This is a genomic window from Tsukamurella tyrosinosolvens, from assembly GCF_900104775.1.
Lineage (GTDB): Bacteria > Actinomycetota > Actinomycetes > Mycobacteriales > Mycobacteriaceae > Tsukamurella > Tsukamurella tyrosinosolvens.
Map to the genome: position 1 here is coordinate 4914885 of NZ_FNSA01000003.1, position 14000 is coordinate 4928884.

The following is a 14000-nucleotide window of genomic DNA, read 5'->3' on the forward strand; positions in this document are numbered from 1 at the left end:
ATGGGCATCGCAGACGACGCCAAGAACAAGGCCGAGGATCTCAAGGGACGTGCCAAGGAGGCCGCTGGCGCGGCCACGGGCGACGACGATCTCAAGGCCGAGGGCCAGGCGGATCAGGGCCTCGCCGCGGCGAAGGAGAAGATCGCCGACGCCGCGGACAAGGTCAAGGAGGGCGTCGACGCCGTCAAGGACAAGCTCTCCGGCAACTGAAACCGCAGGTCCATCGTGATCGCAATCGATAACCCAGCGCAGTTGCACACGACAGCGCACAATCAAAGCCTCGGGGATCGGCCTCGGGGGAACACATCGGGTGTATCGGAAGGATCACGCATGGGCATCGCAGACGACGCGAAGAGCAAGGCCGAGGAGCTCAAGGGCCGCGCCCAGGAGGCCGCCGCGGCTGCCGGCGAGAAGGTCGATCAGGCCACCGCCGCCGCCAAGGAGAAGGCGGGCGAGTTCGCCGACAAGGTCAAGGGCGACGCGGACTCCCTCAAGGACAAGCTCTCGGGCAACTGATGTCCCTGGCCGCCGGGGCCGGTCCACGCGACCGGCCTCGGTGGCCCCCAGGGGCGGACCGTCGGACTACCCTGGCCGGGTGGCCACTGTGAACCCGTCCGACCCCGCGCCGCTGAGCATCCGCTCCGATCTCGACGCGCTCCCCGCCTACGTGCCGGGGAAGTCCGCGCCCGGCGCGATCAAGCTCGCCTCCAACGAGATCGTCGACGGTCCGCTACCGTCCGTCGCCGCCGCCCTCGCGGAGGTGCTGCGCAGCGCCAACCGCTATCCCGACAACGGCGCCGTGGCCCTCAAGGCCGAGCTGGCGAAGCTCACCGGCGCCACCGAGGAGCAGCTGCACGCCGGCTGCGGCTCCGTCGCGCTCTGCCAGGACCTCGTGCAGGTCACCTGCCGCCCGGGCGACGAGGTGATCTTCGCCTGGCGCAGCTTCGAGGCCTACCCGATCGTGACCCGCGTCGTCGGTGCGACACCGGTCCAGGTTCCGCTCACGCCGGACCACGCGCACGACCTCGACGCGATGGCCGCCGCGATCACCGACCGCACGCGCCTGATCTTCGTCTGCAACCCGAACAACCCGACGGGCACGACGGTGTCCGAGGAGGCCCTCGAGGCGTTCCTGCAGAAGGTGCCGCCGCACGTGATCGTCGCCCTCGACGAGGCCTACTACGAGTACCACCGCGCCAACGAGCAGACCGGCGAGCGCATCGACGGCGCCGCGCTGATCGCTCGGCACCGCAATGTGATCGCGCTGCGTACCTTCTCCAAGGCCTACGGCCTCGCGGGCCTGCGCGTCGGCTACGCGATCGCCGACCCGGAGCTCATCGCCGCCCTCACCAAGGTGCACCTGCCCTTCTCCGTGAGCGTGCCCGCGCAGGCCGCCGCGATCGCCTCGCTGCACGCCAACGACGAGCTGCTCGCCCGCACCGAGGCCGTCGTCGCCGAGCGCACCCGCGTCCGGGACGCACTGCTGGCGGCCGGATTCGAGGTTCCGCACACGCAGGCAAACTTCGTCTGGCTCCCCCTGGGCGCCGACGCCCTGCGCTTCACCGCCGACGCCGCCGAGGCGGGCCTGCTGGTCCGGGGCTTCGACAGTGCCGGCGTCCGCGTCACCGTCACCGTGCCCGAGGAGAACGACGCCTTCCTCGCCTTCGCCGCGGGGTGGCGGCGGTGAGCCTCGGAAAGTACGAGTTCGCCTTCACCGCACACGTTCCCGTCCGCTGGTCGGACATGGACGCGCTGGGCCACGTGAACCACGCGCGGATGGTGACGCTGCTGGAGGAGGCACGCATCCAGTGGCTGCTCTCCGCGGGCGAGAAGTACGCGCCGCTGATCAAGAGCGCCTTCATCGCGGACGTCGCGATCAAGTACAAAGCGCAGCTGTACCACGAGGATTCGCCGGTGCAGGTGGGCATGTACATCGCGTCGAACCGCAGCGTCGACTTCACCATCGGCTACGAGGTCCGCGCGAAGGACGCAGCGCCCGAATCGAAGCCGGCGATCCTGGCGACCACGCAGATGGCGGTCGTCGACATCGAGAAGCGCAGCCTGCGCCGCCTCACGGACGAGGAGAAGACCTACCTCGCATCGTGGTCGCGCGGCTGAACGGGGGCGGGCTTCCACGCCTTCGGCGCGTCGCCGGGCAGCGCCGAGTCCGGTAGCGCCGCACCGGGTCGCGCGCCCGCACCGCCGGTGCCCGCAGCGCCGGCGCCCGCGCCGCCGGTGCCGTTCCCCGCGCCGGGCAGGGCGCGCCGGGTACCGTCGGGCAGCGCGGGCGGGAGGTCGCCCCGGGCGCCCATGATCTGCCCGGCGACGCGCCGCGCGCTCTGCGTGGAGATCTCGCGCTCGCCGGCGCGCTGCACCAGTTCGTGGATCTGCTGGTCGATCGACTCGATCGACATCCGCCGCGGTCGCTTGGAATCCGCGACGTCCACCAGGTCGCCCACGCGGGTGAGCGCGGTGACCCGGTCGACGAGCTCCTCCCAGACCTTGTCGAGCTCGCTCGAGCGGGTACCGTCCGCGAGGCCCGGCGCGTACCGCAGCTGACCCCAGACGGACTTGAGCTGCACGACGTCGGCGGAGATCTGCACGAGGTCGGTCGGGAGGTCCAACTGGCCGAGCTGCTCGTCGAACTCGCCGGCGCTCACCGACCGGGAGTAGCTCACCTTGTCGTAGACCAGGCCGGCGACGAACAGGAGCACGTCGTAGCGATCCTCGAAGACGAGCAGGCCCTCGTCGGGGGCGCCGTGCCCGTCGACCCAGCCCGCGAGCTGCGGGGCGAGCCGCAGGGCCGGGCCGGCCACCCGCGCGACGGTCCGCGCGGCGACCGCCGCGGCCGACGGGGTGAGCGGCAGCGGCGTCAGGCACAGCGCGTCGAACAGGGCGTCGCGCTCGTCGAGGTCGAGGTGCACCGCGTCCTTGCGGGCGCGGCGTACGGCGCGGACGCCCGCGGCGAACGAGATGCGGTTCAGGGTGAAGGCGTGCCGGAAGCCTGCGAGCTTGCGCCGCGCGTCCGCGCCGCGGACCGCGTCGGCGGCCGCCTTGGCCTGCTGCAACGGGTTGGGCGGGACGCCGTCGGCCGAGGGCGGCGGCGCCTCGTGCTCGGCGATCCGGCTGAGCCGGCGCAGCTTGGAGTACCCGCCGATGTCCGGGAAGGCGCGTTCGGTGTCGAACCGGTTGAGCACCACCTCGCGGGCGGCGGGCTGGAGGTGGCCGGCGGCGATGAGCAGCGCGGCCTCGTCGGAGAGTTCGCGCCGGGGCATGGGGATGGCGCGGGCGTCGCACCACCGGCGCACCGGCGCCTCGATGTGCACTTCAGGCTCCTGCGCGGACATCCGTCACCCCCTTCTCCGTCGACGTGCGCCTCTCATCATCCCCGAAGGGCAGGGCGGCGCGCAGCGCCCACGCGAGCACGACGGTGACGACCGAGGTCGCGAGGAAGGCGACGGCGATGTTCCCGGTGAACGGCCGCCAGTCGAAGACGTCGAGGAGCAGGACGTCCATGACGATGAGGTGCACCAGGAAGTACTCGTAGGAGATCCCGCCCAGCCACACCATCGGCCGGCTGCCGAGCATGCGGTGATAGGCCGAGCGCGCCGCCGGCGCCAGCCCGAGCGGCGCGATCAGCGCGACCGCGATCAGCAGGTACAGCGCCGACTTCACCAGGGCCTCCAGCTGGCTCGCGGGCACCATCGTCGGCGGGCCGCCGATCACCGGCAGGGCGGAGACGACGAACCCGGTGAGGGCGACGGCGAGGCAGGCGGGCGTGGCCCACGCCGGCCACCGTCGGACGAGTGGGACCGCGACCGTCAGCGCCATGCCCCCGACGAACCACCACAGGTAGGCGGGCGGCCACATGCGCGCGGTGCGCTCGATCTCGGGGGCGATCAGGATCCACACCGGGGTGATCGCGGCGACGCCGGCGAGGCCCGCCAGCAGCCGCGCTGGCCGCCACCGGTACCGGCACAGGAGCGCGGTCAGCGCCCAGCCGATCAGCGGAAGCGCGAGGTAGAAGGCCATTTCCACCGCGAGGCTCCATGCCTGGGTCAGCCCGACGCGCAGGTGCCCGAAGCCGTAGATCTGGGTGAAGGTGAGGTTCCGCAGCAGCCCGTCGACGCCCCGGCCCGACGGGTTCGGCTCGTGCCGCACGAGGCCCAGCGCGTACACGGCGACGACGACCACCCAGTACGCCGGCACCACGCGCCGGAACCGGTGCCAGGCGTAGCGCCGCAGGTCGGGTTGGTGCCCCGTGCCGTCCTCGAGCAGCCGCACCCACGGCCGGAAGAGGAGGAACCCCGAGAGCGCGAAGAAGATGGGGACGCCGATCTCGAACCGTGCCCAGAGGTGCCCCGCGAAGTCGTCGGTGTAGTGCCCCGTCGAGAAGGCGGCGTGCGTCAGGCACACCGTGGCCGCCGCGACGGCACGCAGCCCGGTGAGCGGCGCTACCCGACTCTGCATCCCCTCATTTTGCCCGGTGCCCCCCGGGCCCCGTCCAGCCGCCCGTGCGGCGGTCGCCCATGCCCGACGGTGCGCGGCTCACGCGACCGGGGCCTCCCGGAAGACGCGACGGTAGCCGAGGGGCGTCATCCCGGTGTCGCGGCGCAGGTGGGCCCGCAGGCTGGCGCCGGTGCCGAGCCCGGAGTCGCGGGCGACGGCGTCGACGGACAGCTCGGTGGTCTCCAGCAGCTCGCGGGCGCGGTCCAGGCGGCGGCGCAGGATCCAGGCGCCGGGTGTCTGTCCCGTCTCCTCGCGGAAGCGCCGGTTGAACGTGCGCACCGACATCCCCGCGCGCCGGGCGAGGACCTCGACAGAGAGGTTCTCGTGCAGGTTCCGGACCGCCCAGTCCCGCGGTTCGACGGTGCTGCCCGCCCCGCTCACGGGCACCGGGACGTCGACGAACTGCGCCTGCGTGCCCTCGCGCGCGGGCGGCACGACGCAGTGTCGCGCGACCTTGTTGGCGACGGCGGCGCCGTGATCGCTGCGGATCAGGTGCAGGCACAGGTCGAGGCCGGCGGCGAGCCCGGCAGAGGTGAAAACGTCGCCGTCGTCGGTGAACAGGACGTGGTCGACGAGCCCGACGGCCGGGTAGAGCTTGCGCAGCTGCGCCCCGTACTTCCAGTGCGTGGTCACGCTCCGCCCGTCGAGCAGGCCCGCGGCGGCGAGCACGAAGGCGCCGGTGCAGATGGAGACGATGCGGGTGCCCGGGCGGATGGTGGCGAGGGCGGCGCGGATGTCGTCGGGGAGGGTCCCGTCGAACCGCGGGCCGGTGATCTTCGTGCCCGGCACGATCACCGTGTCGGCGAGGGCGAGGGCCTCGGGGCCTGCCTCGGGCGTGATGGCGTAGCCGCCCGTCGCGCGGACGGGGTTGCGGTCGATGCCGCAGGTGATGACGCGGTAGAGGGGTCGGTCCGCCTCGTCGGTGGCCTCGGAGAAGCACAGCGGCGGGATCGCGGCGTCGAAGCCGACGATGGGTTCCAGCAGTAGGACGGCGACGGTGTGCATGGCACGATTCTTTCATATCTTGTCATTGATGCCACTGGTTCGGCGCCGGGGAATCCGGGAATCTAGTCCGGTGACTACACCGCTGAGGCGCCTGCGCGCGCCGCACTACGCCTGGATCGTGGCCGGCGTCGCCTTCGTGACGATGCTGGGTGCGGCCGGTTTCCGGTCCGTGCCCGGCGTGATGATGGACCCGCTGCACATGGAGTTCGGCTGGTCGCACGCGACGATCGGCGCGGCGATGTCGGTGAACATGGCGCTCTTCGGTCTCACGGCGCCGTTCTCCGCGGCGCTCATGGACAAGCTGGGCGTGCGGCCGGTGGTCATCGGCGCGCTGACGCTCGTCGCCGCGGGCACCGGGCTCGCGGTGTTCATGACCGACGCGTGGCAGCTGGTCCTGCTGTGGGGTGTCCTCGTCGGCCTGGGTACCGGATCCTTGTCGACGGCCTTCGTCGCCACCATCGCGATGCGCTGGTTCGTCGCGCGACGGGGCCTGGTGACGGGGGTGCTCACCGCGGCGAGCGCCACCGGCCAGCTGATCTTCCTGCCGGTCGTGGCGGCGCTGTCCGAGGCGCACGGCTGGCGCACCGCGACGCTCGTGGTGACCGCGGTGGCGGTCGCGGTGATCCCGGTCGCCGGACTGTTCCTCCGCTCGTGGCCGGCGCAACTGGGCCTCCCGCCGTTCGGCGCCGACGAGGTCGTGCCGCCGCCGGCGCCGTCGCGAGGCGCGGTGCGCGCGGCCTTCGCGGGGCTCGCGATGGGCGCCCGTCGACCCGCCTTCTGGTTGCTCGCCGCGAGTTTCGCCATCTGCGGCGCGACGACCAACGGCCTGCTGCAGACGCACTTCATCCCCGCCGCCGGCGACCACGGGATGCCCGCGACCACGGCCGCGTCGCTGCTCGCGGTCATCGGCGTCTTCGACGTGGTCGGCACCATCGCCTCGGGCTGGCTCACCGATCGGGTCGACTCGCGGATCCTGCTGGTGGTCTACTACCTCGGCCGCGGGCTCGCGCTGGCGCTGCTGCCCGCACTGCTCTCCCCCGGCATCGCGCCCGGGCTGCTGGTCTTCATCCTGTTCTACGGCCTGGACTGGGTGGCGACGGTGCCGCCCACGATGGCCCTGGCCCGCGAACACTTCGGCGAGTCGACGCCGGTGGTCTTCGGCTGGATCTTCGCCTCGCATCAGCTGGGCGCCGCGGTCGCGGCGTTCGGCGCGGGCTACATCCGGGACGCCTCGGGCGGCTACGACCCGGCCTTCTACACCGCCGGGGCGCTCTGCGTGGCCGCCGCCGCGATGTGCTGGGTCATCCCGCGTACCCGCACCCGCGCGGCCGAGCCCGAGCCGGTCGCCGTCTGATCCGCGCGGGTCATACCGGGGTCTCGGTGAAGAGGCGCAGCCCCTCGGCCCGCACCTCCGCCCGGTCCGCGGCCTCGACGATCCCCGCGAGCCGGACCCCGGCGACCACCCCCGCGGCGGCGGGCCCGCCGGCCTCCGGCCGGTCCTCGGGCCAGATCGTGGCCTCGCGCACCTCGCGGTAGTCGACGGTGCCCGGGTCGATGTCGAGCTCGCCGGTCCGCTCACGCACGTAGGTTCCGGTCTCCTCGAGCAGCACCTCGACGGTGCCGAGCACGGTGGGCGCCGGCCCGTCGTCGTGCCAGCCGAGGCTCACGATGAGGTCGGTGCGGTACGGATCGGTCACGGAGAAGCCGAGCTGCGCATACAGATCGCCCACCCGGACCAGCCCCGAATCCGGGTCCCAGTCGAGCACCTCGGGCGCCGGGTATCCCGGCCGCCGGCTCGGGTGCAGCGTGAGGGATCCGCGCACGTCCCCGCCGACGCGGGGCACCTCGCCGCAGCACTGGTACTCCCAGTTCGAGATGTGCACGTACAGCAGCGACACGTCCAGCGACAAACCAGAATTCACGACTCTGTACCGGGTGTTCGGCGATCCGCAGGAGTGGCTCCGCGGGGTCCCGGCGTACCTCCGCGGCCATCGTAGCCACGACGACGTCGCGGTGATGCGATTGCACTCACCGTGCCGCGGGTCCGCGTGTCAGCAGAAGCCGCACTCGCCGTTGGCGGCGAGCTGGGTGAAGCAGTTGGGGCAGAGCTTCGCGGGGCGGGGCTCGGGCTTGGCCGGGGCGGCCGCCTTCACAGGCCGGGCCGACGGTGCCTTCGCCGCCCGCGGCGCGGCGGGGGTGCGTGCCTTGACGACCCGCCCGTTGGACGCGGCCTTCGCGGGCTTCACCCTGGCGACGCGCGCCGCGGCGGCGCGGCGGGCCTCCTCCAGCTTCGGGGTGAGCTGCGGGGCCGCACCGGCGGGCACCGTCGCCCCGAAGTGCAGGTAGCAGGCGAACCGCGCGGCGGCGGCGTGCTGATCGAGGTTCTCCGGGACGGGGAGGTCCGCGGCGGCGACGGCGTAGGCGTAGCCCTCGCCGACGGTCTGGTCGTGCGCGACCATGAGCGAGACGAGCGGCGGCTCGCCCGCCGCCTGGCAGCGATCCGTCACGCGGCGCTGCAGCGCGGCGACCCAGAGGCGGACGGGCGCGCGGGTCGCGACGCCGGCGTCGGCCTGCGCGCGGGCGGCGAGTTCGGCGAAACTGATGAAGGATCCGTACCGGCCGGCGAGCTCGACGAGGGCGGCGTGCGCGGTCTCGGCCCACAGGTCGAGCGCCTCGGAGAAGGGCACGGACAGTTCGTTGGCGGTGCGCCAGGCTTCGAGGTCGATCGGGTCTTCGGGGGCTGCAGCACCGGCTTCGCTCACCCTCCCAGTTTCGACGATCCATGGGGTGCAACGCAAACCGTCGACCTCGACGTGAACTCGACCACACCCGCGCGCCGCCACGACCAAGGCGGGTCGGGGTTTCTTGGAGGTTCGGACAAGCCATGGGAGCCGCCGCGCAGATAGTTTGGTCAGCATGCCGAACGAATCCGCTCCCGCCGCCCCGCTGACCCCCGAAGAGATCAGCGAGCGCACCGCGAGCGCCGTCGGCCACCACCACGTGCACCACGACACCTATCTCGTGGGCCGCGAGAAGGTCCGCGAGTACGCGCTCGCGTCCCAGTTCACCGCCCCGGTGCACTTCGACGTCGAGGCCGCGCGTGCCGCCGGCTACACCGACCTGGTCGCGCCGCCGATGCTCGTGAGCGTCGCGGGCATCGTCTCCAACCGCGCACTGTTCGACGATTCGATCATCGGCTACGGCGCCAGCCAGTTGATGCAGGCCGACGAGAGCATGGTCTACCACCGGCCCGTCGTCGCGGGCGACGAACTGACCATCCACGTGCACGTGGACAAGCACCGGCGCGTCGGCGGGTACGACATGGTGACGATCCGCAACGAGATGTACGGACAGGACGACGAGCACCTGGTCACGCTCTCCACCACCCTGATCGGCGGATCGCCCGACGGTGCCGACGCGCCCGATTTCAACGACGCCGCCGAGAAGATCGTGATGCACGGCGTCGTCAACGCCTGAGGCCCCGCGCTCAGCGCGCGAACTGCACCACCACGTCGTAACCGAGTTTGCAGATGAATGCGGAGACCACGACGAGGAACACCACTTTGACGAAGCCGCTGCCCTTCGCGACGGCGGTCCGCGCCCCGAGGTAGCCGCCCGCGACGTTGGCGCACGCCATCGCGACGCCGAGCTTCCAGTAGCCCGCGCCCTGCGGTAGGAAGACCACGAGCGAGGCGAGGTTGGTCGCGAAGTTCGCGACCTTCGCCTTCGCCGACGCCTCGAGGAAGGCGTAGCCCATGAGGCCGACCATCGCGAAGACCAGGAACGAACCGGTGCCCGGGCCGAGCGCACCGTCGTAGACCCCGATCGCGAACCCGGCGACCCCGGCCGTCACGAGGTGACGGTGGCCCCGGTAGCGCAGCTCGGTCTCGTCGCCGAGGTCCGGCTGGCGCAGCGTGTAGACGAAGACCGCGACGAGCGCGGCGAGGATGATCGGGTTGAACGCCGACCGCGGGATGTGCGAGGCGATGATCGAGCCCGCGATCGCGCCGGCGAACGCGGGGACGGCAAGCGCGACGGCGGTCCGCCAGTCGGGCCGCACGCGCCGCCAGTAGGTGATGCTGCTCGTCGTCGTGCCGGCGATGGATGCCATCTTGTTCGTCGCGAGCAGGTGGATCGGCGCGGCCGTCGGGAACGCGATGAGCAACGCGGGGAGCTGGATCAGTCCGCCCCCGCCCACGACGGAATCCACCCAGCCCGCGGCGAGCGCCGCCAGCAGCAGGAGGAGAAGCGTCGTCGTGGTGATGTCGGGCACCGGACGATCGTGCTGTAATGGCCTTGTGCATATCAACCCTTACGGCGAGGATCCGGTACTGCTCGCGGTCGACCTGGCGAACGATCCGCCAGCCGACCTCGACGACCTGGTCCGACGGTGCGATGCGCACGACATGCTCGTCGAGACCGTCGGCGCGGAGGACTTCGAGGGTTGTCGCGCGCTGGTCGACGCGTGGCTCACCGTGGTCGACGCGGACGACGTCCCGGCCCGCGTCGCGCGGCTCAACGCGCTCCTCGCTGAGCACGCGTCCCACCCCCGCGTCACCGACCACGCCGGGACCGGGTGGCACATCCACTACCGCGAGTCCGGCGCGACGCTCACCGGCCAGCTCGCCGTCCTAATTCTCACCGGGACCGCGCTGCACCTGACGACGCGCGGCATGAGCCGGCTCGGTCGCTGCGCCTCGTCGGACTGCGCCGCGGTCTTCGCCGACGTCTCCCGCAACGGCCGGCAGCGGTACTGCTCGCCGCGCTGCGGCAGCCGGGAGGCGGTGCGCCGCCACCGCGCGGCCTGACTCGGCGACGAATCCTGTATTCAGGATCACAGGATTTGATATTACGAACGAGGGTTGTCGATACTTGCCCTCATGACCACCCCCACCCCCGGCCCGACGTGCCGGTTCTGCGGCGCCGCACCCGCCATCGAGACGACGGTGCGCGGCCACCAGGGCTTCCTCATCGCGATGCGTTTCCTCAAACAGAAGGGCCCGTTCTGCCGCACCTGCGGCATCGCGACCGTGCGCGACATGTCCGCGAAGAGCCTCTGGCAGGGCTGGCTCACACTGGTCTCCGTCATCGTCAACCCGCTCACCCTGCTGTGGAACCTGTCCGTGTGGGTGCGCCTGCGCCGCCTCCCCGAACCGGAACCCGCCTCGGCGCCGCACCTGGATCCCGGCAAGCCGCTGTACCAGCGGCTCGCGATGCTGGGCCTGCTCATCCCGGTGGCGATGATCGGCACGGTCGCCTATTTCGGGCAGCGCGACGTGGCCGGCGCCGTCGTCGGCGACTGCGTCTCGATGTCGGGCACGGGGAGCAACGCCGAGTCCGACAAGGTGGACTGCTCGGATGCGAGCGCCCGGTATCGGATCGTCGGGAAGCTGTCGGGCACCGAGGACGACGCCGGCTGCGCGGAGTACCCGAGCGCCACGATGTCCTACACGATGAAGCGCAAGACCGGCTCGGTCGTCGTGTGCCTGGAGCCGCTCACGCCCGCGTGATCGCCTCGTCGGACAACGGCCTACGGGCCAGCCAGGCCGCGACGACGGCACCGGAGACGTTGTGCCACAGTGAGAAGACCGCGGAGGGCAGTGCCGCGAGGGGCGAGAAGTGGGCGGTGGCCAGCGTGGCCGCGAGCCCGGAGTTCTGCATGCCGACCTCGAAGGCGAGGGCGCGCCGGGCGCGGTCGTCGAGGCGCCCGACCTTGCCCGCGAGGTAGCCGAGACCCAGGCCGAAGCCGTTGTGCAGCACCACCGCGAGGAAGACGATGCCACCCGCGGCGGCGAGCTTGCTCGCGCTGCCTGCCACCACGATCGCGACGATGACCGCGATGACGATCGCCGACGCCCACGGCAGTACGGGGAGCGCCCGCGCTACCAGATTCTTGGCGAACCTGCGTGCGAGCACGCCGAGGATCACCGGCAGCAGAACGGTCTTGACGATGTCGAGCACCATGCCGCCGGCGTCGATCGGCAGGTAGGACCCGGCGAGGAGCAGCACCAGCAGCGGCGTCACGATCGGGGCGATGAGCGTGGACACGCTCGCCACCGCCACCGAGAGCGCCACGTCTCCCTTCGCCAGGAATGCCATCACGTTCGACGCCGTCCCCGACGGCGCGCAGCCGACCAGGATGACGCCGACCGCCAGCTCGGGTTCGAGCTGCAGGCCGTGGGCGATGACCCAGCCCGCGCCCGGCATGATCACGTAGTGCGCGACGATGCCGAGCACCACCGCCCACGGCCGCTTCGCCACGGAGGCCAGGTCCGGCGGCGTCAGCGTGAGCCCCATGCAGAACATGATCAGGCCGAGCAGGTACGGCACCGAGGGCGCGAGCGGCGTGAACGTGCTCGGCGTCAGGTACCCGACGACGCCCGCCACGAGCACCAGGAGCGGGAAGACGGTGACCGCCGTCCGCGCGACCCTCGCTTCCGCAGCGAGGGCGGGGTTCGCGGGGACCTCGGGCGGCGGCGACGCAGACATTCTTCGATAGTCTCACTTCACGTGCGTGCGGGCCAGGCACCCCGGCGGAGCAGCCGGAGGCCGTTGAGCCCGACGATGATCGTCGAGCCCTCGTGCCCCGCCACGCCGAGGGGCAGCGGCAGGTGCCCGACGAGATCCCAGACGACCAGCACCGCGATGAACGTCGCGGCGATCGCGAGGTTCGCCACGACCACTCGACGCGCCCGCCGCGCGAAAGCGAGAATCGACGGCACTACGGTCAGATCATCACGCACGAGGACCACGTCCGCAGCCCGCAGTGCGAGGTCGGATCCCGCTCCGCCCAGCGCGATCCCGGCGTCGGCGGCCGCGAGCGCGGGCGCGTCGTTGACCCCGTCCCCGACCATCGCGACGGTCCGCCCTCCCTCCCGGATGCCCGCGATCGCGGCGGTCTTGTCCGCGGGGAGCAGCCCCGCGCGGACAGCCCCGATCCCGACCTCCCCTGCGATGCGTGCGGCGGCGCGGGGATTGTCGCCGGTCAGGAGCGAGGTCGCCACGCCGTCGCGACCGAGCGCGGCGACGGCGACCGCCGCGTCCCGCCGCGCCGTGTCGGTGAGGGCGAGCACGCCGATCGGGATGCCATCGCGCGTGACGACGACCGCGGTGTCCCCCTGGGCCTCGTGGTGGCGCACGGAATCGGCGACCGCCGCATCGATCGGCGCTGCGCCGGCGTGCGGCGAGAGCACGGCGATCCGCCGGCCCTCGACGGTGCCCGTCACCCCGCGGCCGGGACGGGCGGCGAAGTCCCGCGCCGCGAGCACTGTCAGACCCTTCCGGTCCGCGGCGTCCACGACCGCGGCCGCGAGCGGATGCTCGCTGAGCCGCTCGACCGCGGCCGCGAGGGCGAGTACCTCGTCGGCGACGAAACCGCGGCCGGGCACCGCCTCCACCGTGGCCAACGTGGGCCGACCGGAGGTGATCGTGCCGGTCTTGTCGAAGGCGACGGTGTCGACCGTGGCCAGATTCTCCATGACGACAGCGGATTTGATGAGCACGCCGCGCCGCCCGGCGTGGGCGATCGCGGCGAGCAGCGGGGGCATCGTGGCGAGCACGACGGCGCACGGGGAGGCGACGATCATGAAGGTCATGGCGCGCAACAGCGCCGACCGCAGGTCGGAGCCGAAGGCGAGCGGGATCGCGAACACCGCGAGCGTGCACACGACCATGCCGATCGAGTAGCGCTGCTCGACCTTCTCGATGAACAGTTGGGCGCGCGCCTTGGTCCGCGACGCCTCCGCGACCATGGCGGCGATCCGGGCGACCACCGAGTCCGCGGCCGCGCGGTCCGCTCGGATCGTCAGCGCCCCGGTGCCGTTGACGGTGCCGGCGAAGACCTCGTCGCCGACGCGCTTGTCGACCGGCAGCGGCTCGCCGGTGATGGTCGCCTGGTCGACCTCGCTCGCGCCGTCGACGACGGTGCCGTCCGCGGCGATCCGGTCGCCCGGCCGGACGCGGATCACGTTTCCCGCCACCAGGTCCGCCGCCGCGATCGCCCGTTCGGAGCCGTCGCGCGCGACGACGACGGCGCGGTCGGGCGCGAGGTCGAGCAGGCCCCGGACCGAATCCTCGGTGCGGGCCGTGGCCCACGCCTCGAGCGCGCCCGAGGTGGCGAAAATGACGATGAGCAGAGCGCCGTCGGTGACCTGGCCGATCCCGGCCGCGCCGATCGCGGCCACGACCATGAGCAGATCGACGTCGAGGGTCCGCTCGCGCAGGGCTCGAAGGCCCGCGAGTGCGGGTTCCCAGCCCCCGGCGGCGTAGCAGGACAGGTGGAGCGCCCACCAGACCCACGCCGGCGCGCCGGCGAGCTGCGCCGCGATCCCGAGCAGGAACAGCACCAGCGCTCCGGTCGCCCACCGAATCTCGGCGAGGTCCCAGGGTCGGGTGCGGTGCGCCGTGGTGAGTCGAGTGTCGGTGTCGCCGCTCCGCGCGTCGGTGGTGACGTCCATACTCCGCTCCCTCGCATCCCGGCTGCACGG

Annotated in this window: 16 protein-coding genes; 8 read left to right on the forward strand and 8 right to left on the reverse strand. The window is 72.3% G+C overall.

The annotated features are described in order from the left end of the window. From BLW32_RS26330 to BLW32_RS26345, 4 genes are all read left to right on the forward strand, one after another. Positions 1–210, forward strand: coding sequence for a CsbD family protein (locus BLW32_RS26330; RefSeq protein WP_068526053.1), 210 nt, complete (start codon positions 1–3; stop codon positions 208–210). 120 nt (positions 211–330) lie between these two features. Further along, positions 331–516, forward strand: coding sequence for a hypothetical protein (locus tag BLW32_RS26335; protein ID WP_068526054.1), 186 nt, complete (start codon positions 331–333; stop codon positions 514–516). 88 nt (positions 517–604) lie between these two features. Next, positions 605–1687, forward strand: coding sequence for a histidinol-phosphate transaminase (gene hisC / locus BLW32_RS26340; RefSeq protein WP_414929962.1), 1083 nt, complete (start codon positions 605–607; stop codon positions 1685–1687). After that, positions 1684–2118 (forward strand): acyl-CoA thioesterase, encoded by a 435-nt coding sequence (locus tag BLW32_RS26345; protein WP_082791515.1) that lies wholly within the window; start codon positions 1684–1686, stop codon positions 2116–2118. The genes hisC and BLW32_RS26345 overlap by 4 nt, the downstream gene beginning before the upstream one ends. On the opposite strand, the gene BLW32_RS26350 is transcribed toward BLW32_RS26345, so the two are convergent. The 3 genes from BLW32_RS26350 to BLW32_RS26360 all read right to left on the reverse strand — a co-directional run bounded on the left by BLW32_RS26350 (position 2091) and on the right by BLW32_RS26360 (position 5514). After that, on the reverse strand, positions 2091–3347 hold the full coding sequence (locus BLW32_RS26350; protein ID WP_074850859.1) for a hypothetical protein: 1257 nt from the start codon (positions 3345–3347) through the stop codon (positions 2091–2093). The genes BLW32_RS26345 and BLW32_RS26350 overlap by 28 nt on opposite strands. Continuing rightward, positions 3328–4470, reverse strand: coding sequence for an acyltransferase family protein (locus tag BLW32_RS26355; RefSeq protein ID WP_068742453.1), 1143 nt, complete (start codon positions 4468–4470; stop codon positions 3328–3330). Before BLW32_RS26355 ends, BLW32_RS26350 begins: the two co-directional genes overlap by 20 nt. 78 nt (positions 4471–4548) lie before the next feature. Continuing rightward, the gene (locus BLW32_RS26360) at positions 4549–5514 is read right to left on the reverse strand and encodes a GlxA family transcriptional regulator (RefSeq protein WP_068526058.1); all 966 of its coding nucleotides are present in this window, start codon (positions 5512–5514) and stop codon (positions 4549–4551) included. A gap of 28 nt (positions 5515–5542) precedes the next feature. Here BLW32_RS26360 and BLW32_RS26365 point away from each other — a divergent pair, with 28 nt between their 5' ends. After that, on the forward strand, positions 5543–6868 hold the full coding sequence (locus BLW32_RS26365) for an MFS transporter (RefSeq protein WP_175546311.1): 1326 nt from the start codon (positions 5543–5545) through the stop codon (positions 6866–6868). 10 nt (positions 6869–6878) lie between these two features. Here the strand turns inward: BLW32_RS26365 and BLW32_RS27295 are convergent, their stop codons facing one another. Both BLW32_RS27295 and BLW32_RS26375 read right to left on the reverse strand, forming a co-directional pair. Then, positions 6879–7436: a DUF6578 domain-containing protein gene (locus tag BLW32_RS27295; RefSeq protein ID WP_139286324.1), complete on the reverse strand. Its 558-nt coding sequence runs from the start codon at positions 7434–7436 to the stop codon at positions 6879–6881. Between the two features lie 129 nt (positions 7437–7565). After that, positions 7566–8276, reverse strand: a complete 711-nt coding sequence (locus BLW32_RS26375; protein WP_068742455.1) for a hypothetical protein — start codon at positions 8274–8276, stop codon at positions 7566–7568. 154 nt (positions 8277–8430) lie between these two features. On the opposite strand from BLW32_RS26375, the gene BLW32_RS26380 reads away from it, so the two are divergent. Continuing rightward, positions 8431–8991 carry a MaoC family dehydratase N-terminal domain-containing protein gene (locus tag BLW32_RS26380; protein ID WP_068526061.1) on the forward strand — a complete coding sequence of 187 codons (561 nt, stop codon included), beginning with the start codon at positions 8431–8433 and terminating at the stop codon, positions 8989–8991. 10 nt (positions 8992–9001) lie between these two features. Here the strand turns inward: BLW32_RS26380 and BLW32_RS26385 are convergent, their stop codons facing one another. Further along, positions 9002–9787, reverse strand: coding sequence for a sulfite exporter TauE/SafE family protein (locus BLW32_RS26385; protein WP_068742456.1), 786 nt, complete (start codon positions 9785–9787; stop codon positions 9002–9004). A gap of 25 nt (positions 9788–9812) precedes the next feature. Here BLW32_RS26385 and BLW32_RS26390 point away from each other — a divergent pair, with 25 nt between their 5' ends. Both BLW32_RS26390 and BLW32_RS26395 read left to right on the forward strand, forming a co-directional pair. Then, positions 9813–10322: a CGNR zinc finger domain-containing protein gene (locus BLW32_RS26390; protein ID WP_068526063.1), complete on the forward strand. Its 510-nt coding sequence runs from the start codon at positions 9813–9815 to the stop codon at positions 10320–10322. Between the two features lie 72 nt (positions 10323–10394). Beyond that, on the forward strand, positions 10395–11024 hold the full coding sequence (locus tag BLW32_RS26395) for an LppU/SCO3897 family protein (protein WP_068742457.1): 630 nt from the start codon (positions 10395–10397) through the stop codon (positions 11022–11024). Here BLW32_RS26395 and BLW32_RS26400 read toward each other — a convergent pair. After that, complete coding sequence (locus tag BLW32_RS26400; protein ID WP_068742458.1) at positions 11011–12003, reverse strand: bile acid:sodium symporter family protein; 993 nt, start codon at positions 12001–12003, stop codon at positions 11011–11013. The two genes, BLW32_RS26395 and BLW32_RS26400, sit on opposite strands and share 14 nt — an antisense overlap. A gap of 17 nt (positions 12004–12020) precedes the next feature. Continuing rightward, positions 12021–13970 (reverse strand): heavy metal translocating P-type ATPase, encoded by a 1950-nt coding sequence (locus BLW32_RS26405; protein ID WP_068742459.1) that lies wholly within the window; start codon positions 13968–13970, stop codon positions 12021–12023. Positions 13971–14000 lie beyond the last annotated feature (30 nt).

Excerpts from the sequence above, each read along its gene's own strand:
- BLW32_RS26330 (WP_068526053.1), top strand. The coding sequence starts at position 1 with ATGGGCATCGCAGACGACGCCAAGAACAAGGCCGAGGATCTCAAGGGA.
- BLW32_RS26335 (WP_068526054.1), top strand. The coding sequence starts at position 331 with ATGGGCATCGCAGACGACGCGAAGAGCAAGGCCGAGGAGCTCAAGGGC.
- BLW32_RS26350 (WP_074850859.1), bottom strand. The coding sequence starts at position 3,347 with ATGTCCGCGCAGGAGCCTGAAGTGCACATCGAGGCGCCGGTGCGCCGG.
- BLW32_RS26355 (WP_068742453.1), bottom strand. The coding sequence starts at position 4,470 with ATGCAGAGTCGGGTAGCGCCGCTCACCGGGCTGCGTGCCGTCGCGGCG.
- BLW32_RS26360 (WP_068526058.1), bottom strand. The coding sequence starts at position 5,514 with ATGCACACCGTCGCCGTCCTACTGCTGGAACCCATCGTCGGCTTCGAC.
- BLW32_RS26365 (WP_175546311.1), top strand. The coding sequence starts at position 5,543 with ATGCCACTGGTTCGGCGCCGGGGAATCCGGGAATCTAGTCCGGTGACT.
- BLW32_RS26380 (WP_068526061.1), top strand. The coding sequence starts at position 8,431 with ATGCCGAACGAATCCGCTCCCGCCGCCCCGCTGACCCCCGAAGAGATC.
- BLW32_RS26395 (WP_068742457.1), top strand. The coding sequence starts at position 10,395 with ATGACCACCCCCACCCCCGGCCCGACGTGCCGGTTCTGCGGCGCCGCA.
- BLW32_RS26400 (WP_068742458.1), bottom strand. The coding sequence starts at position 12,003 with ATGTCTGCGTCGCCGCCGCCCGAGGTCCCCGCGAACCCCGCCCTCGCT.
- BLW32_RS26405 (WP_068742459.1), bottom strand. The coding sequence starts at position 13,970 with ATGGACGTCACCACCGACGCGCGGAGCGGCGACACCGACACTCGACTC.